This is a genomic window from Streptomyces cinnabarinus (assembly GCF_027270315.1).
Classification (GTDB): domain Bacteria; phylum Actinomycetota; class Actinomycetes; order Streptomycetales; family Streptomycetaceae; genus Streptomyces; species Streptomyces cinnabarinus.
In genome coordinates this window covers 690,413-716,457 of record NZ_CP114413.1, presented here as the reverse complement: position 1 = coordinate 716,457, position 26,045 = coordinate 690,413, and the positions used below count along the sequence as shown (strand labels likewise).

18 protein-coding genes and 1 riboswitch are annotated in these 26,045 nt (G+C 72.5%); of the genes, 16 read left to right on the top strand and 2 right to left on the bottom strand.

The annotated features are described in order from the left end of the window. The first annotated feature begins 5 nt into the window (after window positions 1-5). The 10 genes from STRCI_RS03330 (at window position 6) to STRCI_RS03285 (ending at window position 17,061) form a co-directional block, all read left to right on the top strand. Complete coding sequence (locus STRCI_RS03330) at window positions 6-1,352, top strand: condensation domain-containing protein (RefSeq protein ID WP_269657298.1); 1,347 nt, start codon at window positions 6-8, stop codon at window positions 1,350-1,352. Further along, window positions 1,349-5,164, top strand: coding sequence for an amino acid adenylation domain-containing protein (locus tag STRCI_RS03325; protein ID WP_269657297.1), 3,816 nt, complete (start codon window positions 1,349-1,351; stop codon window positions 5,162-5,164). Before STRCI_RS03330 ends, STRCI_RS03325 begins: the two co-directional genes overlap by 4 nt. Beyond that, window positions 5,161-10,056 (top strand): non-ribosomal peptide synthetase, encoded by a 4,896-nt coding sequence (locus tag STRCI_RS03320; RefSeq protein WP_269657296.1) that lies wholly within the window; start codon window positions 5,161-5,163, stop codon window positions 10,054-10,056. The genes STRCI_RS03325 and STRCI_RS03320 overlap by 4 nt, the downstream gene beginning before the upstream one ends. A 110-nt stretch (window positions 10,057-10,166) precedes the next feature. Then, window positions 10,167-10,295: riboswitch (FMN riboswitch) on the top strand. A gap of 120 nt (window positions 10,296-10,415) precedes the next feature. After that, window positions 10,416-11,072, top strand: a complete 657-nt coding sequence (gene ribB, locus STRCI_RS03315; RefSeq protein ID WP_269657295.1) for a 3,4-dihydroxy-2-butanone-4-phosphate synthase — start codon at window positions 10,416-10,418, stop codon at window positions 11,070-11,072. Window positions 11,073-11,121: 49 nt separating this feature from the next. Then, window positions 11,122-12,030 (top strand): hypothetical protein, encoded by a 909-nt coding sequence (locus STRCI_RS03310; protein WP_269657294.1) that lies wholly within the window; start codon window positions 11,122-11,124, stop codon window positions 12,028-12,030. Further along, window positions 12,031-13,239: a cytochrome P450 gene (locus STRCI_RS03305; protein WP_269657293.1), complete on the top strand. Its 1,209-nt coding sequence runs from the start codon at window positions 12,031-12,033 to the stop codon at window positions 13,237-13,239. 19 nt (window positions 13,240-13,258) lie between these two features. Next, window positions 13,259-14,881, top strand: a complete 1,623-nt coding sequence (locus STRCI_RS03300) for a hypothetical protein (RefSeq protein WP_269657292.1) — start codon at window positions 13,259-13,261, stop codon at window positions 14,879-14,881. A gap of 26 nt (window positions 14,882-14,907) precedes the next feature. After that, entirely contained in the window at window positions 14,908-15,174 is a 267-nt protein-coding gene (gene acpP, locus STRCI_RS03295; protein WP_269657291.1) for an acyl carrier protein, read from the top strand. Between the two features lie 19 nt (window positions 15,175-15,193). Further along, entirely contained in the window at window positions 15,194-16,054 is an 861-nt protein-coding gene (locus tag STRCI_RS03290; protein WP_269657289.1) for an SAM-dependent methyltransferase, read from the top strand. Next, entirely contained in the window at window positions 16,051-17,061 is a 1,011-nt protein-coding gene (locus tag STRCI_RS03285; RefSeq protein WP_269657288.1) for a phosphotransferase, read from the top strand. Before STRCI_RS03290 ends, STRCI_RS03285 begins: the two co-directional genes overlap by 4 nt. Here the strand turns inward: STRCI_RS03285 and STRCI_RS03280 are convergent. Continuing rightward, on the bottom strand, window positions 17,051-17,785 hold the full coding sequence (locus tag STRCI_RS03280) for an NIPSNAP family protein (protein WP_269657287.1): 735 nt from the start codon (window positions 17,783-17,785) through the stop codon (window positions 17,051-17,053). The two genes, STRCI_RS03285 and STRCI_RS03280, sit on opposite strands and share 11 nt — an antisense overlap. A gap of 127 nt (window positions 17,786-17,912) precedes the next feature. Between STRCI_RS03280 and STRCI_RS03275 the strand changes: the two genes are divergently transcribed. Further along, window positions 17,913-18,947: a helix-turn-helix transcriptional regulator gene (locus tag STRCI_RS03275; RefSeq protein ID WP_269657286.1), complete on the top strand. Its 1,035-nt coding sequence runs from the start codon at window positions 17,913-17,915 to the stop codon at window positions 18,945-18,947. Here STRCI_RS03275 and STRCI_RS03270 read toward each other — a convergent pair. Beyond that, window positions 18,875-20,341: an SDR family NAD(P)-dependent oxidoreductase gene (locus tag STRCI_RS03270; RefSeq protein WP_269657285.1), complete on the bottom strand. Its 1,467-nt coding sequence runs from the start codon at window positions 20,339-20,341 to the stop codon at window positions 18,875-18,877. The two genes, STRCI_RS03275 and STRCI_RS03270, sit on opposite strands and share 73 nt — an antisense overlap. 68 nt (window positions 20,342-20,409) lie before the next feature. Between STRCI_RS03270 and STRCI_RS03265 the strand changes: the two genes are divergently transcribed. The 5 genes from STRCI_RS03265 (at window position 20,410) to STRCI_RS03245 (ending at window position 25,996) form a co-directional block, all read left to right on the top strand. Further along, window positions 20,410-21,129, top strand: a complete 720-nt coding sequence (locus STRCI_RS03265; protein WP_269657284.1) for a hypothetical protein — start codon at window positions 20,410-20,412, stop codon at window positions 21,127-21,129. Between the two features lie 136 nt (window positions 21,130-21,265). Then, window positions 21,266-22,432 carry a 3-dehydroquinate synthase gene (locus STRCI_RS03260; protein WP_269657283.1) on the top strand — a complete coding sequence of 389 codons (1,167 nt, stop codon included), beginning with the start codon at window positions 21,266-21,268 and terminating at the stop codon, window positions 22,430-22,432. After that, entirely contained in the window at window positions 22,429-24,552 is a 2,124-nt protein-coding gene (locus tag STRCI_RS03255) for an aminotransferase class V-fold PLP-dependent enzyme (protein ID WP_269657282.1), read from the top strand. Before STRCI_RS03260 ends, STRCI_RS03255 begins: the two co-directional genes overlap by 4 nt. Further along, the gene (locus tag STRCI_RS03250; RefSeq protein ID WP_269657281.1) at window positions 24,549-25,256 is read left to right on the top strand and encodes a dTMP kinase; all 708 of its coding nucleotides are present in this window, start codon (window positions 24,549-24,551) and stop codon (window positions 25,254-25,256) included. The genes STRCI_RS03255 and STRCI_RS03250 overlap by 4 nt, the downstream gene beginning before the upstream one ends. Then, window positions 25,253-25,996, top strand: a complete 744-nt coding sequence (locus STRCI_RS03245; protein WP_269657280.1) for an SDR family NAD(P)-dependent oxidoreductase — start codon at window positions 25,253-25,255, stop codon at window positions 25,994-25,996. The genes STRCI_RS03250 and STRCI_RS03245 overlap by 4 nt, the downstream gene beginning before the upstream one ends. Window positions 25,997-26,045: the final 49 nt, after the last annotated feature.

Sequence of the window (26,045 nt, the reverse complement as noted above, 5' to 3'; positions counted from 1 at the left end):
GGGACATGACCACCACGTCGGCCGTCGACCGCGCCCCTCTGACGTACGGCCAGCTCTCGGTCTGGCGGGTCATGACCCACTGGCCGCCGGAGCGCTGGCCCGAGACCTATCTGAGCACCGTGATTCCCGTGCCGCCCGACCGCACGCTCACCTCGGTGACGGCGGCGCTGCACACCCTGTGCGCCCGCCACGAGTCACTGCGCACGCGGTTCGTCGACCAGGAACAGCACGTGCTGCCGGTCCCGGACCGGGTGGACCCGGCGGTCGTCGAGCGGCCCGGCGCCGCCCCGGCAGACGCCGAGGCGGCCGGCCGGGAGCAGGCGAGCCGGCCCATCGACCGGGCGCGGGAGTTCGCCCGCCGCTTCACCGTGGTGACCGACGAGGGGCGTCCGGCGTACGCGGTCATCGTCGTCGACCACATCGTCGCCGACGGCTACGGACTGGCCCGGCTGCGCGCCGAGACCGCCGCCCTGCTGGGCGGCGACGACCCGGACGGCAAGCGGCTGCTCGACGAAACCCCGGCCCAGCCCCGGGACCTGGCCCGCCACCAGCGCTCCGCCGCCCAGCGCCCCCGCCGCGAGGCGGCCCTCGGCCACTGGCGCGACCTGCTGCGCACCCTGCCCGACGAGCTGTTCCCGGTGCCGGACGAGGCCGGTCACCACCCCGGCCGCATCGAGGCCGTCCTGCACTCACCCGGCGCCCGGTCCGCACTCGGCGCGGCCGCCGGGCGGCTCGGCGTACCGCCCCAGGCCGTCCTGCTCGCCCTCACCTCCCTCGCCACGGCGGCCTTGACCGGAACCGAACGGGTCGTCCACACCCTCCAGTCGAGCAACCGGTTCACCGCGCCCTGGCGCACCATCGTCAGTTCCATGAACCAGTACGTGCCCCTGGCGCTGGAACCCGGCGCCGCCCCCTTCGAGCGGTACGCCCGGCGCGTCCACGGCGCGGCCCTGAAGGCGTACCGCTTCGGCACCTACGACCTCGACGCGGTGACCGAACTCGTCCGCGCCGAGCGGGGGATCGCGCTCGGCTTCGACCACTTCTTCAACTTCATGGCCCATGACGTCCCCACCGATCCACCGGACGCCGCGCCCGGACCCCGCCGGATCGAGCCGACCACCCCGTACCGCCAGATCGGCCCGCGCCTGGACGTCAAGGTCCGCGGCGGCCCCGACATGCCGCTCGTCGTACGCGCCGACCCCGGACTCCTCCCGCGGCCCGGCCTGCACGCGCTGCTCGCCTGGTACGACGACGAACTGCACCGCCTGGCGGCCGACGGCGCGAAATCCACCACGACCGACGAGCTGCTCGGCCGGTGCCGGTCCACGCTCCCGTCCGGGGCCCGGTCATGACGGCACTGCCCTTGTCCCACGCCCAGCGGCGGCTGTGGTTCCTGGAGCACATCGGCGCCGGGGGAGCGGCCTACCACCTGGCGGCGGGCGTACGGCTGACCGGACCCGTCAGCGCGGGCGCGCTCGGCGCGGCCCTGGCGGACGTGGCCGGACGGCACGAACCGCTGCGCACGGTGTACAGCGAGGAGCCACGTCAGATCATCCTCGAACCGGCCCTCGCCCGCCCCGAGTTGACGGTCACCGCCGTCCCCGCGGACGAGCTGGACGCGGCCGTGCGGGCCGCGACCTCGGCGCCCTTCCGGATCGACGAACGGCCACCCTTCCGCGCCGGGCTGTTCCAAACCGGCCCGCAGGACCACCTGCTCGTCCTGACGGCCCATCACATAGCCGTCGACGGCTGGTCGATCCCCCTCCTCCTGCGTGACCTCGGAACGGCCTACCGCGCACGCGCCGCCGGACTGCCCGGCCCGGACTGGCCCGAACTCCCCGTCAGCTACGGCGACTACACCCTTTGGCAGCGCGAACTGCTGGGCGACCCGGCCGATCCGCAGAGCCTGCGGACCCGCCAGACGGAGTTCTGGACCCGCGCTCTCGCAGGTCTCCCGGACCCGCCCGCCCTGCTGCCCACCGACCGGCCGCGCCCGGCCACCGCCCGCCACCACGGCGCCCGGGCCACCGTGACCTGCGACCCGGAGCGCTACCGGGACCTGGTCCGCCTGGCCCACGAACACCGCTGCACGTCCTTCATGGCGGTGCACGCCCTCCTCGCCGTGCTGCTCGGCCGACTCGGAGCGGACGACGACAGCGTGCTCGGCGCGGCGGTCTCCGGGCGCACCGAGGAACCCATGGCCGACCTGGTCGGCTTCTTCGTCAACACCCTGGTCCTGCGCACCGACCTCTCCGGCGCCCCGACCTTCCGCCAGGTGCTCGACCGGGTCCGCCAGGTCGACCTGGACGCCTACGCCCACCAGGACCTGCCGTTCGACCTCCTGGTCGAGGCCCTCAACCCCAGCCGCTCCCTCGCCCGCCATCCGCTGTTCCAGGTCCTGCTCGCCTTCGAGAGCCAGGGCTCCGCGCAGCCGGACTTCGGTGCCACCCGGGCGTCCCGGCAGCCGGTGGACGGTCCACCTGCCGCGAAGGTGGACCTGACGTTCCAGCTCACCGAACACCCGGAGCCGCTCCGGCTGACCGGCTACCTCGAATACGACACCGACCTCTTCGAACCGGACACGGCCGAGGCGATCCTGGCCCGGCTGAACCTCCTGCTCGACGCAGTCGTCACCGACCCGGACCGGCCGGTCGCGGACATCGACCTGCGCACCCCGGACGAGCGCGAACTGATCGCCGCAGGACGGGCCGACGACCGCGGCCCGGTCACCACCCTCCCGCAATCCCTCGCCGACCAGGCCGCCCGCACCCCGGACGCGCCCGCCGTCGTCTGCGGCGCCACGACGCTGACCTACGCCGAACTGCACACGCGAGCGGACGCACTCGCCGCACGGCTGGCCGAGGAGGGCGCGGCCCCCGGCGGCATCGTCGCGGTCGCCATGCCCCGCTCCCCGGACTTCGTCGTCGCGATCCTCGCCGTCCTCAAGACGGGCTGCGCCTACCTCCCCGTGGACCCCGAACTGCCCGCCGCGCGCGTCGAGGACATGCTGGCCGAGGCGAGGCCCGTCTGCGTGCTGACCGAGCAGGGCATACGCGCGGGGGGCCCGGACCGGACCGGCGGACCGGCCGGTGCGCCGCGCCCCGAATACCCCGCGTACGTCATCCACACCTCCGGATCCACCGGGCGCCCCAAGGGAGTTGTCGTCCCGCACGCTGCGATCGACAACCGGCTGCGGTGGATGCAGGACGCGTATCCCCTCAAGGCGGGCGACCGGGTGCTGCACAAGACGCCCGCCGGATTCGACGTATCGGTGTGGGAGCTGTTCTGGCCGCTGCGCGAGGGCGCCGTGATGGTCGTGGCCGGACCCGATGAGCACCGCGATCCGGCGCGGCTGGCCCGCACGATCCGCGAACAGGGCGTGACGATCGCGCACTTCGTGCCGTCGGTGCTCGACCTGTTCCTCGGCGAGCCGGAGGCGGCCGACTGCACCGGGCTGCGGCGGGTGTTCGCCAGCGGTGAGGCGCTGCCCGCGGAAACGGCCCGCCGATTCCACCGGACGCTGCCCGAGGTCTCGCTGGTGAACCTGTACGGGCCCACCGAGGCGGCCGTGGACGTCACCCACCACCCCTGCGACCCCGGCGACGACGGACCTGTGCCGATCGGACTGCCCGTCGCCCGCACCCGGACCTATGTGCTGGACAAGTCCCTGCGCCCCTGCCCGCCCGGCGCCCCGGGAGAGCTGTATCTCGCCGGCGTCCAGCTCGCCGACGGCTATCTGCGCCGCCCGGCCCTGTCCGCCACCCGTTTCGTCGCCGACCCGTATGGCTCGCCCGGCTCCCGGATGTACCGCACCGGCGACATCGTCCGCCAGCGGCGCGACGGCGTGCTGTTCTACCTGGGCCGAACGGACCAGCAGGTCAAGCTCCACGGGCGGCGGCTGGAGCTGGGCGAGATCGAGAGCCTGCTGCGCGCCGACGACAGCGTGGGCGGCTGCTGCGCCGTCCTGCACGCGGCCGAACAGCGGCTGATCGCGTACGTCACCCCTGGAACGCAGACACCGCCCGATCCCGCGCGGCTGCGCGCGAGACTGGCCGAGCGACTGCCCGCGGCGGCGGTACCGGGCGCCATCGTCGTGCTCGACCGGCTGCCTCTCACCCCGAACGGCAAGCTCGACCGCGCGGCCCTGCCGCTCCCCGCACCCCCGACCCGCTCGACGGACCCGGACAGCGCGCCCCGGACGCCGCGGGAGAAGGCCGTCGCCCGTGCCTTCGCCGCCGTCCTCGGGCTGCCCGACCCGGACCGGGACACCGACTTCTTCCGCAGCGGCGGGCACTCCCTGCTCGCGGTGCGGCTGGCACGCGGGCTGCGTGCGGAGTTCGGCACCGACGTACCGGTACAGGCCGTGTTCCGGTGGCCCACGGTGGCGGGGCTGGCCCGCAACCTCGCCGAGGTCTCCTCCGACGGGACCGAGCCCCTGCTGACCCTCCGCTTCGAGGGGAAGGGCGCCCCGCTGTTCTTCGTCCACCCGGGCACCGGTCTGAGCTGGAGCTATCACCGGCTCCTGGAACACCTGGACACGGACCGTCCCGCCTACGCGCTCCAGGCGCCCGGACTGTCGGGGCTGGAACTCCCCAGCAGTATCGAGGAGTTGACCGACGACTACCTCGACCGCGTGCGGCAGGTCCAGCCCATGGGCCCCTACCACCTCCTCGGCTGGTCCATGGGCGGCCAGCTGGCCCACGCCATGGCGGTCCGGCTGCGCGAGGCGGGCCAACGGGTCCGCCTTCTCGCGCTGTTCGACAGCTACCCGACGAGCGACCCGGCCGACGAGGACGAACTCACCCGCCAAGCCATGGCCAACCTGTGCGACGGCCACGACGCCGGCTTCACGGAGATCCGCGCCCGCGTCCCCCTCCTGGCCGACGCGGAACCCGACCGCATCCGGTCCGTCCTCCGCGTCGGCGTCAACAACCTGCGCCTGACCCAGGACTTCGTCCCGGACCGCTTCGACGGCGACCTCGTCCTGCTGACGGCCCGCGAGGCCGAACCGCCGGACCTCGGCTGGAGCCGGTTCGTCACCGGCCGCGTGACCGTCGTACCCGTCGACTGCGGCCACTACGACATGTTCACCACGGCCGTCGAGCGGACCGGCCGGCTGCTGGACCCGTTCCTGGCCGTCCCCGCACCGGAGGAGCTCTCGTGACCGCCGCACCGCACTTCGCGCAGCTCTGCGAGGAACAGGCCACGCGCACTCCGCACGCCATCGCCCTCCAGTGCGGCGAGGAGACCCTGACCCACGCCGAACTCCACGCCCGCGCCGACGGCCTGGCCCAACGGCTGCGCCGGCAAGGGGTCGGCCCCGAGAACCTCGTGGCCGTCTCCCTGCGACGCTCCCCCCAACTGGTCGTAGCCCTCCTGGCCGTGGCCAAGACAGGCGCCGCCTATCTGCCGCTCGACCCCGACCACCCGGCCCCGCGCACCGCCCGCATCCTCGAAGACGCCTCCCCGGCCGTGCTGCTGACCGAGTCCAGCGTCCGCAATCCCGAGCACGAGGTGCCCTCCGCCGGCACCCCGGCCGTGCACGCCGACAACACGGCGTACGTCATCTACACCTCCGGCTCCACCGGCCGGCCCAAGGGCGTGGCGGTCACCTTCGGCAACATCACCCATCTGCTGCGCACTTTCGCCGAGCGCCTGAAGCCGACCCCCGAGGACCGACTGCTCGCCGTCACCACGGTCGCCTTCGACATCGCCGCCCTGGAGATCTTCCTCCCGCTGATGACCGGCGCCCGCCTGGTCCTGGCCACCGACGACGAACACCGCGACCCCGTACGCCTGTCCCGAGCCGTCGCCGGACACGGCATCACCCTGCTCCAGGCCACCCCGGCGCTCTGGCAGTCCCTGCTGGAGGCCGGTCCCGTGGACCTGTCCGGGGTGCGCGCCCTCGTCGGCGGCGAGGCCCTGCACAGCGGCCTCGCCCGCGAACTGCACGCCCGCGCCCGCGAGGTGACCAACGTCTACGGCCCCACCGAGACGACCGTCTGGTCCACCGCGGCGACCCTCGACCGCGAGGACCGGCTGAACCGCCCGCCGATCGGTGAGCCCCTGGGCGACACCCGGCTGTATGTGCTGGACGGGCGGCTGCGGCCCGTTCCGCTCGGCGTATGGGGGGAGTTGTATGTCGCCGGGGCCGGAGTCGGGCGGGGGTACCGAGGGCGTAGGGGTCTGACGGCGGGGCGGTTCGTGGCCGATCCGTTCGGGGGCGGCGGGCGGATGTACCGGACGGGCGATGTCGTGCGCTGGGCCGCCGACGGCGGTCTGGAGTACTCCGGGCGCTCGGACTTCCAGGTGAAGGTCCGGGGATTCCGGGTCGAGTTGGGCGAGGTCGAGGCGGTCGTGGGCGGCGTCGAGGGGGTGGGCCGGGTGGTGGCGGCGGTCCGCGGTGGCGGGCGGTTGGCGGCGTACGTGGTGCCGTTGCCGGGCCGTCCGGTCGTGGGCGCCGACGTACGCCGGGCGGTGGCGCAGGTGTTGCCGGACTACATGGTGCCGTCGGCGGTCGTGGTGCTGGACGACGGGCTTCCGCTCACGCCCAACGGGAAGGTCGACCGGGCCCGGCTGCCGGAACCCGACTACGCGGCGGGGGCGTCCGGCGGCGCCCCGGCCGATGAGCGGGAGGCGGCCCTGTGCCGTCTGTTCGGCACGGTGCTCGGCGTCGACGGAGTGGGCCCCGAGGACGGGTTCTTCGACCTGGGCGGGCACTCCCTGCTCGCCGTGCGCCTGGTGGCCCGGATCCGTGCCGAGCTGGACCGCGAGGTGTCCGTGCGGGACGTCTTCGACCAGCCCACCGCCCGCGAACTCGCCGGATGCCTGCACCGCCCCGCCACCCCACGCCCCGCCCTGCTCCCCGTCCCGCGCCCCTCGCGGCTCCCGCTCTCCCACGCCCAGCGCCGACTGTGGTTCCTGGGCCGCCTGGAAGGCCCGACGGCCACCTACAACATGCCCCTCGCCCTCCACCTGCGCGGCCCGCTCGACACCACCGCCCTCCAAGCCGCCCTGGCCGACGTGGTGGCCCGGCACGAGGCGCTGCGGACCGTCTTCCCGGAGACCGACGGAGAACCGAGCCAGGAGATCGTCGACACCCGCCCGGGGCTTCCCGTCGTAGGCCCCGACGAGCCCGACGACTTCCTGCACCGGGGCTTCGACCTGACCGTCGAACCCCCCTTCCGCGCCCGTCTGTTACGCCTGGCCGCGCAAGAGCACGTCCTCCAACTCGTCGTCCACCACATCGCCTGCGACGGCTGGTCCCTGGCCCCCCTCGCCCGCGACATCCTCACCGCCTACGACACCCGAAGCCCGGCCGCCGCACCCCTGCCGGTCCAGTACGCCGACTACACCCTCTGGCAGCACCGCCTGCTCGGCGACCCGAAGGACCCCGAGTCCCGTCACGCCAGCCAACTGGCCTACTGGCGCACGGCATTGACCGGACTCCCCGAGCAACTGGAACTCCCCTTCGACCACCCCCGCCCGCCACGCGCCTCCTACCGGGGCGCGGCCACCGGGCTGATGGTCGACGCCCAGCGGCACCGCGCCCTGCACCGGCTCGCCAGGGCGTCCGGCGCCACCGTCTTCATGGCGGTACGGGCCCTGATCGCCGCCCTTCTCACCCGTCTCGGCGCCGGGACCGACATCCCCCTGGGCGTCCCCGTGGCCGGCCGCACGGATCCGGCGCTGGACGACCTGGTCGGCTTCTTCGTCAACACACTGGTGCTGCGCACCGACACCTCGGGCCGCCCGACCTTCCGGGAGCTGCTGGCCCGCGTCCGTCACACCGACCTCGACGGTCTGGCCCACCAGGACCTTCCCTTCGAGTGTCTCGTCGAGGACCTGGCACCGCCGCGCTCCACGGCCCGGCACCCGCTTTTCCAGGTGCTGGTGGTGAGCCAGAACAACGACCGGCCGCGGTTCCGGCTGCCCGGCCTGGGCATCGAGGCCGAGGAACCCCCGCTGGGCGTCGCCAAGTTCGACCTCTCCTTCAGCCTCGACGAGCGGCACACCCCCGACGCGGAACCCGACGGCATCGAGATCACCGTCGAGTACGCCACCGACCTCTTCGACGCGGCCACGGTCGAGCGGATGAAGGGGTGTCTGGGACGCCTGCTGGACGCGGTCCTCGCCGACCCCGCGGCGCGGCTCGGCAGCCTCGACATCCTGTCCGCGCGGGAGCGGAACCGGATGCTCGTGGACTGGAACGCCACCGACCGGCACATCCCCTCGCTCAGCCTGCCCCGGATGCTGGAGGCCCAGGTCGCCCGGACCCCCGAGGCCGTCGCCCTGGTCCACGAGGGCGCGTCCCTCAGCTACGCGGAGCTCAACTCCCGTGTGAACCGCATGGCCCGACTGCTCGCCGCCCTGGGCGTGGGACCGGAGGAGACGGTCGCGCTGTTCCTGCCGCGCTCGGTCGAGCTGCTGGTGGGCCTGCTGGGCGTGGTGAAGGCCGGCGCCGCCTATCTGCCGCTCGACCCGGACTATCCGGCCGAGCGCATCGCGTACATGCTCGACGACGCGCGCCCCCTGTGCACGCTCACGGCCACCGGCATGGCCCAGCGGATTCCGGCCACCGACGCGACCCGGACCGTCGTACTCGACGACCCCGCGGTGCGCGAGGCCCTGGCCGGTCAGCCGGACTCCGACCTCACCGACGCCGAACGCACCTCACCCCTGCGCCCCGACCACCCGGTGTACGTCATCTACACGTCCGGCTCGACCGGGCGGCCCAAGGGCGTGGTGTTCCCCTCGGGCGCACTGGCCAACCTCATGGACTGGCACGCCGACACCGTCGGCGGCGGAGTCGGCACCACCACGGCGCAGTTCGCGTCACTGAGCTTCGACGCGGCCGCCCACGAGATCTTCTCCGCCCTCACCTCGGGCAAGACCCTCGCCGTCCCCCGGGACGAGGTCCGCAAGGACACCCCCGAGCTGGTCCGCTGGCTCGCCCGCCACGACGTCAACGAACTGTTCGCGCCGACCCCGGTGGTCGAGACCGTCGTCGACACGGCACGCGAACTCGGCCTGCAGCTCCCGGCCTTGACCGACATCGTCCAGGCCGGCGAGGCCCTCACCCTGCGACCGGCACTCCGCGACTTCTGCACCGCCGTCCCCGGCCGCCGCCTGCACAACTTCTACGGCCCCACCGAGACCCACGTCGTCACCGCGCACACCGTCACCCGGGACGAACTGCGCTCGGGCACCTTGAGCGTCCCCATCGGAGGGCCCGTGTGGAACACCCGCACGTATGTGCTCGACGCGGGCCTGCGCCCGGTGCCGCTCGGCGTGTGGGGGGAGTTGTACGTGGCGGGGGACTGTGTGGCGCGCGGGTACGGGGGCCGCGGAGGGCTCACCGCGGCCCGGTTCGTCGCCGACCCGTTCGGGAGGGGCGGGCGGATGTACCGGACGGGCGATGTGGTGCGGTGGCGGGCGGACGGCACCCTGGACTTCTCGGGGCGCTCCGACTTCCAGGTGAAGGTGCGCGGCTTCCGCGTCGAGCTCGGCGAGGTCGAGGCCGTCGTCGGCGCGGTCGACGGGGTGAGCCGGGCCGTGGCGGTGGTGCGCGAGGACCGGCCGGGCGACCGGCGGCTCGTGGCTTACGTCGTCCCACCGGCCGGACGCCGCGTCGTCGGAGCCGACGTCAGACGTGCCGTGGCCGAGGTGCTGCCCGAGTACATGGTGCCCTCGGTCGTGGTCCTGGCCGACGGGCTGCCGCTGACCGTGAACGGCAAGGTCGACCGCGCCCGGCTGCCCGTCCCCGACTACGGCGGCACGACCGGCGGCACCCCGCGCGACGACCGGGAGGAGGCGCTGTGCCGGCTGTTCGGCGAGGTGCTCGGCGCGGAGCAGGTCGGCCCCGAGGACGGGTTCTTCGAACTGGGCGGCCACTCCCTGCTCGCCGTACGCCTGGTGGCGCGGATCCGCGCCGAACTGGGCCGCGAACTGGCCGTCCGGGACGTCTTCGACCATCCGACCGTACGGGGGGTGGCCGGGCGCCTCGACCGGCCCGCCGCCGCACGGCCCGTACTCCGGCGCCGGGCGGGCACATGATCAAACGAATGATCGGCCGAGAACCGGTGTTTATGGGTGTGCGGTGCATGGAAGAGCCTGGCGCCGCACATAGGCCTGTGGCAACATGTAGCTGCCAAATTCAATCCACACAACGCAAGCGGGGTTCGGTGCAATTCCGAACCGGCGGTGAAAGCCCGCGACCCGGTCGAAGCCATCGACCGGTTGACCCGATGGAATTTCGGGGCCGACGGTTAAAGTCCGGAAGGGAGTTTGCGTGTAGTGGCATTCTGGCGTACACCGGCGCGTTCACCCGACCGGTGCGCCCTGGGCTGTCGCGCTCTTCCGCTCCTGACCTCGCTCGCGCCTGGTGCAAGGCCATGTCGGAAGAGGAGATGGGGATGTTCCCACTCGAAAGCGTCGAGGAAGCCATCGACACCGTACGGGCCGGAAGGCCGGTCGTGGTGGCGGACGACAATGACCGGGAGAACGAGGGCGATCTGATCTTCGCCGCCCAGCACGCCACCCCGGAACTGCTCGCTTTCATGGTGCGCCACACCTCGGGATATGTGTGTGCGCCATTGACCCCGCAGGACTGTGACCGCCTCGAACTGCCGCCGATGCACTCCATCAATCAGGACCGGCGCGGCACGGCATATACCGTGACCGTGGATGCCCGCGAAGGCGTCACTACCGGAATTTCGGCCGCCGACCGTGCCCACACCATCCGGCTGCTTGCCGACCCGGCCACCTCGGCCGGAGACCTGTGCCGGCCGGGCCACGTGGTCCCGCTGCGCGGCGTCCCCGGCGGCGTGCTGCGCCGGACCGGGCACACCGAGGCGACCCTCGATCTGGTACGCCTGGCCGGGTGCCGCCCGGCGGGTGTGCTGTGCGAGCTGGTCAACGACGACGGGACCATGAAGCGCCTGCCCGATCTGCGCCGCTTCGCAGACGAGTTCGAACTCCCGCTGATCACCGTCGCCCAGTTGGTCCAATACCGCCGCAGGATCGGCGACACACACGACGAACGCGACCTGGCCATGGGCGCCGCGAGGTGACCCGGCCCGCCCGCTGAGCCAAGAACCCATCCGCAGCATCGGAGGTACCGTGGAGCTTCACCGCCGTGACGCCGGCCCCGACCGGCCGCAGCGCATCGCCGAGGGCGACGGCCTGCACATCGCCCTGATGGGCATCGACGGAGCGGGCAAGAGCACGATCGCCGTCGAACTGGCCGATTCCCTGCGGGCGGGCGGCCACGAGGTGGAGATCGTCAACTTCAAGCGGGCCATGGCGGGAGCGGAACCGGCCACCTCCGGTGTGCTGTCCCATGTGGCGTTCGCCGCCCTGCGCGCCCAGTACGCCGAAGCCGTACCGGCGGACCCCCTGAACGACCTCGGCGCGCTGCTGGCCGGTGACGACGACGCCGCCAAGTTCTCCGAGATCGAGGACGGGCTGCGTGCGGTGGACGTCGCCTCCAACAGCGCGCGGCCACTGCTCTCCTCGGCCGTCCTGGAGATCGTCGGCGGCTTCTGGGTGCACAGCTATGTGCAGTCGCGGCTGCGGGACGGGGTCGTGGTCGTCAACGACAGCTTCGGGTACAAACACGTCCTGAAGAACGTGCTGTTGGCCCAGCGCCTGTCCGGCCCCGGCTCCCCCGAGCACACCGAGGCGCAGCGCGTCCTGGACACCGCCAGAGGGCTCTTCCACGCGCTGTTCGGGCCGACGTACGGCTACTGGGTCGACACCGACCCACGGCTGGCCGTGCGCTGGCGGGCCGTCACCGGCGATGTCACCACCCCGTTCGAGAGCTACGGCCTGGCCGGGGAGCACGGCGACGACTCGTTCCTCGCGATGCAGGACCACTGCCGCGACGCCTTCCGGCAGGCCGCCGACCAGTGGCGCTGGCAGACCGTCGCCCTGGCGGACGTACCGAAGGACCAGAACATCTCCGGTGCCGTCCGGCGGATCGAGCAGGACGCCCTGGGCCACCTCGAACGGGCCCGGGCAGCGCGGTAGATGCGGAGCGGATACGCCACCGGGAGCAGAGGACTCGCCTGGCTCCACCAGAGCCTCGCCGAGGAGCGGGCCGAGTCCGGGCTGGCCTTCAACCCCCTTCGCGACGCCTTCCAACGGGCCCCCGAGGAGGTCTACGCGGAGTTACGGCAGCGCAGTCCGGTCCACCACAGCCGCCTGCTGGACTGCTGGGTCGTCACCCGGTACGCCGACGTCGCCCGGGTCCTGCGCGACCACACCGTCTTCCGCAGCAGCCCGGACGCCACCACCCAGGACCTCGTCGATCCCTATGTCACGCTCGACCCGGGCCGCCCGTCCCTGTTCATGCTCGACCCGCCCGACCACACCCGGCTGCGCGGCGCCGTCCACGAGGCGTTCACCCCCGAGGCGCTGCGGCGGCTGACCCCGCGCCTGGAGGAATGCGTCCGCCAAGTGGTGGGGGCGTTGGGCCGGCCGGGCGAGCGGGTCGATCTGGTCCCGCGGTTCGCCGCCCTGCTGCCGCTGCGCGTCTTCGACCTCATCACCGGACTCGACCTGCACACCGAGGACCGGGTCACGGGCTGGGTGTCCGACGTCGTCCGCGGACTCGAACCCATAGCGACCGCGCGGACCGCCGAACAGGCCCTGACGGCCTATCAGGCACTCGGCGCCTGTCTCGACGAACGGCGCGCCGGACCGGCCCGGCCGGGGACTCTGCACTTCACCCTGGCCCGCGATGTCGAGGCGGGACGGCTGAGCGACGCCGAGGCCCGGCAGCTGCTGATGTTCCTGATCCTCGCCGGGACCAAGACCGTCTCCGACTTCCTCGCCTGCGCCGCCGAGGAGCTGACCGCGCTGCCGCCCGGTGCCCCCGGAAGGCAGCGGGTCGACGACGCCCTGGTGGACGACCTGATCGCGCGCACCTCGCCCGTTCAGATCGTCGCCCGGACGGCCGCCGCCCCGACCGTGCTGGGGGGCCGGAGCATCGGCGTGGGGGACCGCGTCCTGCTCGTGCTCGCCTCCGCCAACCGCGACGTCGGCCGGGCCGGACGGGATGTGGCCTTCGGCGGCGGCATCCACCGCTGCGTGGGCGCTCGACTGGCCCGGCTGGAGGGCCGGTCGGCGCTGTCCTGCCTGCTGGAGACGTACCCCGAGGTCCGGCTGGCCGAGGCGACGCCCTCGCGCCGGTGCGTCACCCTGCGCAGTTGGGACCGCGTCATCGTGCACTTATGAGTCAACCCCGGGAGGGATCGTGCTGGATCAGTCACAGGAACTGGAGATCGCGCGGACCGTGGCCGCCCAACTGCGGCAGCGGGGCCGGTTCGCGGACGACGACTGCGTCATGTTGATCGGCTCCTCGGTGTCCGGCTTCGGCCACGCCCGCTCCGACCTCGACCTGCTCGTCTCGGGCAGCACGGACGGCCGGCTGCCGATGCACTCCTTCCACGAAGGACGGCGGGTCGACGTCGACTTCCTCTATCCCAGCGCGTGGGAGGAGACCAAGGGCTGGGTCAACACCTGGGCCCGCTCGGTCGGCGAGCCGTACCAGGGCCGCACACCACCGGCCGTGGACGACCGTGAATGGTGGGCCGACCACCTGTGGCTGTACGACCGGGTGGTGAACAGCGTCCCGATCACCGAGGACACCACCGCCGAGTTCCTCAAGGACAGTTCGGCGGACCTCCTGTCGGCCGCGATCCACAACTACTCGCGCGCCCTGTGCCTCCGGATGGCCCGGCGCGGCGGAGCGCATCTGCGCTCGGGCAACCTCTCGGCCGGGTCCCAGTACCTGTGCGAGGCCCTGCTCGCCGCCGTCGAAGGCGTCGCGGCCGCACGCGGGATCACCTTCGTCAGCGACCGGACCGTACTGGAGAAGGGCCGCCGGGTACGGACCCCGGAGGACCCGTGGGACGCCGCCGGCATCGAGCGGCTCTTCAACGACCTGACGCGCCGCGCCTGGGGCACCGGACCCGACCGGAGCGCCGAGGTCCCCGCCGTACTGGAGGCCCTGCTCGGCGCGGAGTTCGGGGCGGAGCTCAAGGCCTCCGCCGGGGACCTTCCGGCGGACGGGCAGCTGCGGCTCCATCTGGTCGAGGGCTGGAAGGCACAGGTCGCGGGCGGTGAGGGCTTCCTGCTGCGGCCCGACCGCTCGCTGTACGCCACCAGTCCCGCCGTCGCCCGCTTCGTGATGGACCTCGGCGCGGTCCGGACGCTCGCCCGGCCCGTCGCCGCCGAGCTCCTCGCCAGTGGGGCCGTCGTGGTCGACCCGGACGGCGCCGCCGCACCGACCGTCCACCGCACCGCGGAGCACCCGCCCCTGTCCGAGGCGTGCACGGCCCCGGTCGCGCCCAGCCCCGAAGCCTGGGTGTCGTGCCGCATCGCCGCCAACTGGTACGCGATGACGGTGTGGAGCCTCTCGGACGATCTGTACGGCGCCGTGGAGAGCGGCCACCGCAACCGCGTCCTGCCCATCCTGCGGAAGGCCGAGATCTACCTGCGGATGATGACGATCGCCCTGCGCGGCGTGCGCAGCGAGGTGGGCCGCAATGTGGCCATGGACCTCCAGGGCAGCGCTCTCGGCGAGGGCTTCGGCGACCTGCTGGACCTCGTGGGCAGCGAACGGCCCGAGGACCTCCAGCGGGTGCCGGACGGGGCGGTCGCCGTGTTTGGTGCGGTGATGGAGGCGTGCGGGATGCCCGCGCGGGCCGACATGTTCGAGACCAACCGCGGCTTCATGAAGCAAGTCGCTGACGTACGCGTGTGGTTCAGGGTCTCCGAAGGGCTCGGCATCCCCGTCGAGGCGCCCGCCACACTCCTGGCCAAGGGCGGCGACGCCGCGCCGGGCAGCTCCTCCGTCATAGCGGAACCGTCATGACCATCCTGAGCAGAGGGAGACACAGTGTGACTACCGTTCTCGACCGGGTGACCCAGATCCTCGTCTCCCATCTCGGCGTGGACGAAGGGCAGGTGACACCCGACACGAGCTTCAAGGAGCTCGGCATGGACTCGCTGGACCTGGTGGAGATCGTCATCCGCTTCGAGGAGGAGTTCGCCTCGGAGGCCGACAGCGGCGACGAGTTGGAGATCACCGACGACCAGGCACGGAAGATCGCGACCGTGGACGACGCGGTCACCTACCTCAAGTCCCGTGGCATACAGGACCGCTAGCCCCGGAAGGAGTGCGCACATGACAAGCCCGAGCGACACGGCGGAGCTGACGGAGTTCTTCACCAGGGTGCTGGGCGGGGAGTGGCACCTGTACTCCTCGCACATCCTCGGCCATGCGACGGAGACGGAGAACCAACAGGCCAAACTGGACTTGATCGCGGAACAGCTGGACCTGCGCCCCGGCGCCCGGGTGCTCGACGTCGGCTGCGGCTGGGGCGGCTCGCTCACCTACCTCGCCACCCGGTACGGCGTCTCCGGCGTCGGGATCTCCCTGGTCCCGCAGCAGTGCGCCTACGCCAACCGGCGGGCTGAACGGCACGGCGTGCCGCTGGAGTTCCGGCCGAGCCACTGGCAGGACTTCGAGCCGGACGAGCCGTTCGACGCGGTGATGACGACCGGTGTCGTCGTCCATTTCCCCAGCCTCCTCGACTACTTCGTCCGCGCCCGGCAGTGGCTGCGGCCCGGCGGGATCCTGCTCAACGAGGAGATGCACCTGCTGTCGGAGGACGCCTCGGCGTCCCGCGCGAGCCGGGCGCTGGCCGCCCTGGACGACGTACGCAAGAAGGGCCGCGAGGCCGGGGGACGCCTGGTCGTGGACGAGGAGGGCAACTACGTCACCCTCGACCGGGAGACCGAGCTGCTGCGCGAGGCGGGCTTCGAGGGCGAGCGGGTGGTGCCGCTGTCCATGGCGGACTACCAGAAGACGGTGGAAGGGTGGGTGGACAACTGCGAGCGCCTGGAGGCGGAACTGACCGAGCTGACCGGCCGGGATGTCTACCGCTGGTACCGCCTGTACTTCCGGCTCTTCCGCCGACTGATCGACGACCGCACGATGCGCCTCGACGTGGTGACCGCGCGGGTGCCGCACGACGGGCCGTGACCCCCGGCCTCCCGGATCCGGTCCGGGCCGCCCTCGCGACCACCTTCCGGCTGGACCGCGTCCTGCGCGTCGAGCCGGTGGCGCGGCCCGGCCGGATGGCGGAGAGCGCCCGGGTATGGATCCGGGAGACCGACGGCACCGGGCGCACGGTCTTCGCCAAGTGGCCGTCCCGGCATGCCCGGATCCGCCGGATGGCCCGCCAGTCCGGCGCCTACCAGCGGGAGGTCATGTTCTACCGGGACCTCGCGGGGGACTGCGGGCCGAGCGTGCCGAGGATGCACCACGCCTCCCACGACCCCGGCACCGATGCCTTCGTGCTGCTCCTGGAGGACCTCGGCGGGGCCCGCCCCGGCGACGACGCCCACAGCACGGTCACGGACGTACGGCGGGCCCTGCGCACCGTCGCGGGACTGCACGCGCGCTGGGCGGCCGGCGTCGACGGGGTGCCCTGGCTGCCCGACTGGCACGGCCCCCGGGTCCGGCGTTACGCGCGGTTCGAGCTGGACCGGATCGCCCGTGCCGCCGCCCGGGGGCGCCTGATGCAGGGGCACCGGCTGCTGCCCCTGCTCGCCGAACTGAGCGAGGGGCTCGACGAGTTCTTCGCACGGGCGGCCAGGGGCGCCGGCACCGTGGTCCATGGCGACCTGCACATGGACCAGGTGCTGCTGCCCGCGTCCCCGGACGCCGTACTCGTCGACTGGCAGTTGGTGCAGCGCGGGAACGCGGGCCTGGACGTGGCGCGGCTCATCGTCATGGGCCTGCCGCCCGAGGAACGGCGCCTGCACGAGGCGGAGTTGCTGGAGGTCTACCGCGATTCGGGCGGCGGCTCCGGCCTGCTCGACGAGTACCGCGCGGGGATCGTCTGGACGGCGTTCATGAACACCTCGTACGCCCTGTCCCGTGGGCCGGAGACCGGAACGAGCGCCTTGGGGGAGGTGTTGTTCGGGAGGGTCGCCGCGGCGGCCGCCGACCATGGCCTTCTGAACGGGCAGGGAGTCATGCGATGAGCGAGCGGCCGGTGGGCGCCAGCCGGAGTTGCTGGGGCGCCGCCGACTGTTCCCGCTCGATGCCCGGGAGGATCTCGTCCCGGACGCGGGCGTGAGACCGCACCTCGGCAAGGTGCTTGTCGTGCGCCTCCTCGTCGGGGTACGAGGTGAAGACCGCGGCGACGTTCTCGCCGGTGCGGACCGGCAGCCTGGTGAAGGTGTTGGGCGCGTCCTCGGTGGTCAGGAAGGCGAAGGGCGCGGGACCCGACTCCGCGAGCGCGGGCAGGAGGCCGTCCCGGAGCAGGGCGACGCCGTCCGGCCGGCCGGGCGGGAAGGACCACACGGTCGCCGACACGAATCGCCCCGGCGGCGGGGCCCCGACCGCGGGCCGCGCGGCGGGGTCGTAGGAGAAGCCGGTCGCCTCGGGGCGCAGCAGGAGGACGTTGTCGGAGTCGATCATGGTGTCGTTGGCCTGCGGTCCGTGCTCGGCCCAGACGGGGCCGCCGTAGAAGTCGGTGAGCCCCTGGTGGCGGGCCGTCATGTCCGGGAAGCCGCGCAGCCAGACGAAGCGGTCCGGGTCGTCGAGGTCACGGAACTGGCCGAGCACCCGCATCCCCACGTCTTCCTGGGACTCGACGAACTCCCGGTCGAACAGCTCGATGAGTTCGTCGCGCCGGCCGGGGCGCAGCGTGTACTGGCGAAGCTCGATCACGGCGGACAGGCCGACGAGGTCGGTCGGTGGCACGGCGGGACTCCTGTTCGGTGCTCTCCTGGGTGGCGATCACGGCTCGCGCGCGCTGCGCCGGGCCGCGGATCGACGGTAGGGGAGCCTTGTGACAGGACCTGTCAGGGTTTCCGGGGAGAATGCGTCCATGTCCGCCAGCCGACTGCTGTCCGTGCTGCTGATGCTCCAGTCCCGGGGCCGTCTGTCCGCGCAGACGATCGCCGAGGAGCTGGGGGTCTCGGTGCGTACCGCGTACCGCGACCTGACCCGCCTCCAGGCCGCCGGGGTGCCCGTCTACGCGGAGCCGGGCCGCGGGGGCGGCTACCAGCTCCTCGACGGCTACCGCACCCGGCTGACCGGGATGAGCGAGGGCGAGGCGCGGGCCCTGTGCTTCGCCGGACTGCCCGGCCCCGCAGCCGAGTTGGGCCTCGCGGACGAGGTGACCGCGGCCCGGCTGAAGCTCCTCGCGGCGCTGCCGAACGGACTGCGCGAGGAGGCGGCGGAGACCGCGGCCGTCTTCCACCTGGACGCCCCCGGCTGGTACCGCGAACCCGAGCGGGCACCGCATCTGCCGCTCCTTGTCGAGGCGGTGCTCACCCGGCGCGCGGTGGACGTGCGCTACCGCCGCTGGCGCGCCCCGCAGGAGGTGAACCGCCGGGTGCGCCCGTACGGACTGGTCCTCAAGTCGGGCACCTGGTACCTCGTGGCCGCCTCGGAGAAGGGCGTGGCGACCTACCGTGCCGCCACGGTCCTCGACGCGGCCCTGAGCGACGAACTGTTCGACCGGCCGGGCGACTTCGACCTGGGCGCCTACTGGGCGTCCTACCTCGACGACTTCCGGTCCCGCCGCTACACCGGCACCGCCACTGTCCGGCTGTCCCCTCGGGGCCGCGAACGTCTGCCGGACAACGTGGCCCCGGAGGTGGTGCGGGCGGTCGACGCCACCGCGACCGCCGTGGGCGACGACGGCTGGTGCGAGGCGGTCATCCCGACGGAGAGCACTCAGCACGCCTGCGGTGAGCTGCTGCGGCTCGGCGTAGACGTGGAGGTGGTGGCGCCCGCCGAACTGCGGCGGGCCATGGCCGACACCGTGCGGGTACTGGCCCGCGCCTACGGGCTGATGTCCCGTGAAGTCAGCAGCTCCGACAGGGGAATCGACCAGTCGACGGCCCCCGGCCGGTAGAGCTCGACCCGGGGGCCACCGGTCCCGACCAGGAGCCCGTTCCCCGCCCCGGGGCCGCACAGCCAGCTGATCGCCGCCACGTTGTTCTCGGGGTCCTGCTCCGGCGCGGCCCGGTAGGCGACCGGGTCCGCGATGCCGTGGTGGCGGGCGCGCATCAGCTCGATCCGCCGGCGGCGGGCGCCCGGAGCCTGAGGCGCCGAGGCCCGGGTCCGGCCGCTGGGCAGCACGACGTTGACATGGACTCCGCTGCCCGCCGTCCGGTCGGCGAGCGCCCGCCCGTACGCGAGCACCGCCCCCTTCGCCGTCGAGTACGTGCTCAGGCCGGGCGAGCCCGTGACCGAGCGCGAGGAGAACAGGACGACGCGGCCGTGGCCCCGCTCGCTCATGGGGCCCAGGCATGCCTCGACCAGGTGCCGCGCGCCCGCGACATGGACGCTCAGTACGGCGTCCCAGTCCTCGTCCGTGGCCTCCTGGACGAGCGCCTGACGGACCACTCCGGCAGCGTGGCACAGCGCGTCGACGCGGCCGAAGGCGCCCAGGGTCTGCGCCACCAGGTCCCGGCACTCGTCCGGCCGCGAGACGTCCGTGCAGACCGCGACGGCGCGGCCACCCCGCCGGGTGATCTCGTACGCGGTGTCCTGGGCGAAGCCGGGGTCCCGGCCCCGCCCGTCCGCGTCACAGCCGAGGTCGGCCACGACGACGGTGGCGCCCTCCTCGGCGAGCCCGACCGCGACGGCGCGCCCGATCCCGCCGCCACCGCCGGTCACGATCACCACCCGGCCCGCGGTCCCGTGCCCGCCCGCGGTCCCCGGCCCGCCCGCCGCCCCGAACGCCTCCGCCACCTGCGCCGAGCTCGGTCGCCCCGCGGCGCGCAGGAGTTCACGCTCCACCGCCGGCGCCGCGACCCGGGCGACCTCCCCGCCGCCGACCAGGAACACCTGGCCCGCCGCGACCGAGGGCCGCTCCGTCAGCATCCGGACCAGGCGCGGGTCGCCCCCCTCGCTCAGCAGCACACCGCAGACCGAAACGCCGTAGAACGACTGCTCCGCCGCCGCTGACCGCACGAATCCGGACAATGACTCGCAAGGTGGTCGACCGGTTTTGACGGCCTTCTCCGGCAGTAACAGGACACAGACGAGAACCCCGCCACGCTGAGCGGCCAGCACCCGGGTGGCCTCCCGGGCGCGCCGCGCGGCCGCCGCGACACAGCGCAGCTCATCGCCGTCAGCCGTGGTCAGGGCGGCCCCCACCACGACGGCCCGCACCGGGCCCCGCTCGGGCAGCGTGGTGCGGACCTCGCCGTCGAACGCGGCGGACAGAGGCTGGATGAGGGGTTCGTCGGCCAGGACCGAAACGATTCCGTCGCCCTCGCGGGGCTGATCGGCTTGTTTCATGGCCGCACCATGAATGTGACCCTATGGTTGGGCAGCACGACGGTGAACCGAGGCATAAGGACGATTCCATGAGTGAATCCGACTGGCTCGACCACATATCGATCGACTGGGACGACTTCGACAGCGCGAGCCGGATCTCCGGTGAGATCGTGCGACATCTGGCTGCCGACCGGGCCTTGTTACGGCGGATGGTGAGGGAGGCTCAACAGGACGAACACCTGCGCCCGCTCGCCGAAAAGCACTACGAACTCACGTACATCGTACTGTACGACGCCCTGGACCGAGGGCTGCGGATCCGCCTCCACCGCTTCACCAAGGGCCTGGAGGACATCCCGCACAACCACCGGTTCTCCTTCTCCTCCGCGCTGTTGGCGGGCTCCTACGTCCACACCATCTTCGACCTGGAGCGCCCCGAGGACGCCGAACCGGGGCGCCCGCTGTGGACCCTGGACCAGCCGGAAGGCACCCACGAGGGAGCCTCCGTACGGGAGTTGGCGACAACCGGACTGCGCCCCGCGCTGGCGACCGTGCAGAGCGCCGGAAGCTCCTACACGCTCCACCACTCCACCATCCACAAGACGGCCATGCCCGACGAGACCGCCTTCTCGGTCTTCTGCCGCGGCCCCGCCCAGAAGCCCTGCGCGCTCCAACTCCAGCCGGACAGCCAGAGTTACCTGTGGAAGTTCGGTCGGGCCAACGAGACACCCGACGTGCTCGCCTCCCGCGGGCTCACCGATGACGAGTACCGCGCCTTCGTCGCCATGCTCGAAGAGACGGACGTCATCTGAAGCGCCCGATTCCCGGTTCCCCCGACTGGCGAGTAATGAGCCAACGGGGTTGATGGCACTGGACAGTTGATTCAGGATGCATCGCCCGCGCTCGTAACGACCGTAAGCAACGTCAGCCACGAGGAGGAGACAGCCGATGCCACTGGGACACGGGACGCTGGACTTACGTGAGGACCCCGACGGAACACTCGCCGTCGCGGTGACACGCCAGGACACGTACCCGGTGATCATCGGCCCGGGCAAGCTCGACACCCTGCCGGCGCTGACCGAACGGCTGGGTCTGACCGACTCCACGTTCGTCATCACCGACACCGATGTCGCCGACGTACTGCTCCAGCGCACCCTCGACGTCTTCCGCGACAGCGGCGTCCGGGCGGAGCCGATCATCATCCCCTCCGGGGAGGCATCCAAGTCCTGGCCCGTGCTCCAGAGCGTGATCGAGGCGCTGCTCAGCCGGGGCGTGAAGCGGCGCTCGGTGCTGGTGGCGCTGGGCGGGGGTGTGGTGGTCGACTCCGTCGGGTTCGTGGCGTCGGTCGTCATGCGAGGGCTGCCGTACATCAATGTCCCGACCTCGCTGGTGGCCCAGCTGGACGCGGCCATCGGCGGCAAGACGGGCATCGACCACAACGGCTCCAAGAACCTCCTCGGCGGCTTCTACCACCCGGCGGCCGTCCTGATCGACCCCGAACTGCTGCGCACCCTGCCCCCACGCGAGATCCGGGGCGGACTGGCCGAGGCGGTGAAGGTGGGCATCCTCCACCAACCGCTCTTCAACAAACTGGAGAAGCTCGACCAGAGCACCCCCTACGACATCGACGCGCTCACCGCCATCACCCGCGACGCCGCCACCTACAAGATGCACCTGCTCAAGGACGACCCCTTCGAGCGGTCCCTGGTACGGCTGCTCAACCTGGGCCACTCCTTCGGGCACGCGCTGGAGGCGGCGACCCGGTTCGAGGTGTACCGCCACGGCGAGGCGATAGCCGTGGGCATAGCCCTGGCCACGATGATGAGCCGGCACCGCGGACTGTGCGACGCGCAGACCAAGGACCGCATCCTCGCCTGCCTCGACCACTGCGGTCTCCAGGTCGCCCTGCCCTCCTCCCAGACGGCCGCCACCTGGGCGGAGATCGACGTCATCCGCCGGATCCGCAACGGCGTGCTCAACGAAGTGCTCCCCGTCTCGATCGGGGAGTGCGTGGTCGTCGACGAGGTCTCGCACGAGGAGTTCAGGGCGGCCACCGACGCGCTGGCCGTCGAGGCGAGGACCTTTCCCCCGCGAGCCACCGCCGGCCAGCGGTGAGCGCCGCCCGGCTCCTGGTCGACGGCGGTGGCACCACGACCCGCGTCGCCCTGTGGCGCGACGGGGACGACACGCCGTGCGTGCAGTGCGAAGGACCCAGCTGCAACCCCCGCAGCGTGGGACGGGACCGCGCCCTGGCCCACCTCGACGACCTGATGCGGACGGCCTGGCAGCGGCGGCCCGCGGACGTCGACTCCCTGGACTCGGCCTGGCTGTGCCTGTCCACGGCCTCCACCCGCACCGCCCTCGACGACTTCGCCACCGGACTGCTGGACCTGCCCTCCTCCCTGCTCCACCAGGCCGCCGACGTCTGGGTCACCAATGACATCGGCCCCCTGCTGGTGCACGACGGACACGCCACCGACCGGGTCGTCGTCATCTGCGGCACCGGCACCGGATTCAGCGCCGTGAACATCGCCAAGGGCCTCACCGCCCGCGCCTCCGGCAAGGACTACCTCCTCGCCGACGAGGGCGGCGGCTTCGACATCGGCCTGCAAGGGCTGCGCGCCGCCGTCCGGGACACCGACGGACGCGGTCCGCGCACCCGGCTGACCCAGGCGGTACGGCAGTGGCGGGACGTCGGCCAGGACGAGCTGTTCGATCTTGTCTACGGCTCCGACGAACCCAAGGTGCTCGTCGGCTCCTTCGCCCCCTTCGTGCTGCGCGCCGCCGAGGAGGGCGACGCGTGCGCCCGGGGCATCGTGGAGCACGCGGCCCAGGAACTGGTCGCCGGGGCACGCGCCGTGGCCGAACGCGCCGAACTGACCGGCCCCCACGAGGTGTTGCTCGTCGGCTCCAACCTGCTCGGCGAACAGACCCTGCTGCGGCGCGAGTTCGAGCAGCGGCTCGCCGAAACCCTCCCGGAGGCCACGGTCCGGCCCCTGCACGGCACCACGCTGACCGCCGTACGGCACATGGCCGCACTGCTGCCCGGCGACGAACGGCTCCAGCAACTGCTCAAGGAATGCGTCCCGTTGCGGAGATTCGAGGCGAGCGGGGCCGAGGTCGCCGTGGAACGGGGCAACAGCCGCTACGAGCTCGCGCCGATCCTGACGCCCGTGCTCGCCGAGATGGAGAGCGTGCTGCTGTCCGGCGAGGCCATCCTCTCCCCGGAGGTACGGCGGTTCGAGGAATCCTTCGCCCAGTACATCGGTACGCGGCACGCGCTCGGCGTGAACAGCGGGACCGACGCCCTGACGCTCGCCCTGGAGGCGCTCGACATCGGCCCCGGCGACGAAGTGATCACCGTGGCCAACACGTTCCACGCGACCGCGCTCGCGATCACCCGCGCCGGTGCCACCCCCGTGCTGGTCGACGCACGCCCCGACGACTACCTGATGGACACCGACGCCCTCGAAGCGGCCGTGACTCCACGCACCAGAGCCGTCGTGGCCGTCCACCTCTTCGGGCTGTCGCTCGACCTGGCGCCGGTCGCCGAGGTGTGCGAGCGGTACGGGATCCCCCTGGTGGAGGACTGCGCGCAGGCCGTCGGGGCCCGCGTCGACGGCCGACGGGTGGGTTCCATCGGCGCGATCGGCTGCTTCAGCTTCCACCCGAGCAAGAACCTCGGCGCGGCCGGTGACGCCGGACTGGTCACGACCGACAGCACCGAACTGGCCGAACGGATACGCGGCCTGCGCTACTTCGGCCAGCGGCAGCGCAAGGTGCACAGCGAGCGGGGGCACAACTCCAAACTGGACGCCCTGCAAGCCATCGTCCTGCACCACAAACTCCCCTACCTCGACGGCTGGAACGCGGCACGCGCGGAGCGGGCGGCGAGATACCGGGAGGCCCTCAGGGGACTGCCCGTCGGCTTCCAGACACCCGGCGAGGAGCACACGTACCACCTGTTCCAGATGCACACGGACGAGCGTGACGGGCTGCTGGCGCACCTGAAGGGCCGGGGCATCGACGCCGTGGTCCGCTATCCGCGCCCGATCCATCTGCAACCCGCCTTCGCCGGACTCGGCCAGGGCGAGGGCGCCTTCCCGGTCGCCGAACACCTCGCCGACCATCTGCTCTGCCTGCCGCTGCGCCCCGATCTGGGGGAGCGGGAGACGGACGCGGTGGTGTCGGCGGTGCGGGAGTTCTTCGGGCGGGACGGGCGGCGTACCGGATGACCTGGAGCGATGCCCCGCAACTGCCCTTCGGGCCGAGCCAGGGACCCGGCCGGCTGATCACCATCGACGGTCTGGACGGCTCCGGCAAGACCACCCTGACCGCGTCCCTGCGCGACCACCTGACGGCCACCGGCGTACCCGTGCTCACGACCCGGCTGCCGACGACGCAGATGCGCGAGACCTCCTTCTTCCGGCTGCTGCGCGACCAGGGCCGCACGGATCTGGTGGACCCCGTGGCCTTCGAGGTCGCGTACATGGTCGACCGCATCCAGCACTGCCGTGGCGTCATCGCGCCCGCCCTCCGCGAGGGCCGCACCGTGATCACGGACCGCTACGCACTGTCGTCCATCGGCACCCTGCTGCTCCGCCTGCCGGAGTTGCGCAGGACCGTTCTGGACGCGCTCTTCAGCGATGCCTGGTTCATCGACCTGTGCCGCCGGCTGATCCAGCCGGACGTCGCCTTCGTCCTGTGGACCGAGCCGGAGACCGGGGCGCGGCGGCTGCGCTCACGCCCCGGTGAGGCGGACGCGGGGTTCGACCCGCTGGAGTACGCGGAACTGCAACGGCTGCTGCTGGAGCTGGCCGCGGCGAACGGCATGGTGCCGGTCGACTCCGGGGGCTCGCCCGAGGAGGTGCTCGCCGCCTGCCTGGGCCACCTGGAAGGGAGCCGTCGGCCGGCCGGACACCGGGGCGGTCGCCGGTGACCCCTGGAGCGATCCTCACCACCGGTGGGTCCAGGGGCATCGGTGCCGCCATCGCCGCGACGATCGCCTCGTCCGGACGCCGGGTCGGAGTGCTGTCGAGACGGCGGCCGTCCGCCGACGACCCAACCTGGGCGGAGCTGACCCGACGGCCGCTCGTCGACCGCGTCGAGGCCGACCTCGCGGACGCCACCGCCACCGGCGCCGCCATCCGCGCCTGGCGCGAGGCCCTCTCCGAACCTCTCGACGGACTGGTCCTCAGCGCCGTGTCGTACGGCCACGGCCCCAGACACCCCGTGCTCGCGACAGCACTGGAGGAATGGGACGACGTGATGGCGGTCAACCTCCGCGGGCAGTTCGTCGCGGTCTCCGCCGTACTCACCGAACTCCTCGCCAGACCAAGGGCGTTGATCCTCTCGGTCAGCTCGGTCGCGGCACTCGAACCCGCGCCGGGCCGCGCCCACTACGCGGCGTCGAAGGCGGGCGCGCTGGCCTTCTTCCGTGCTCTGACACAGGAGTTGAGGGACACCAACGTGTCCGTCGTGCAGGTGATGCCCCGCAACCAGGTCGCCACCCCGGGCCTCGCGGCACGTCGGCCAGCGGGCTACGCGTTCGAGGGCTACGATCCGCCGACCGTGTTCGACCCGTTCGTCCGGACGGCTCTGACCGACTTGGGCGAGCGGTTCGACGGCACGCTCGTCACCGTCGACAGCGACGGCCGCTGGGAGGCGGCCCCCGCGTGAGGCCCGGGCACCGCCCGCCTTGCCACTGGCCTGTCCCACCACCGCCCGT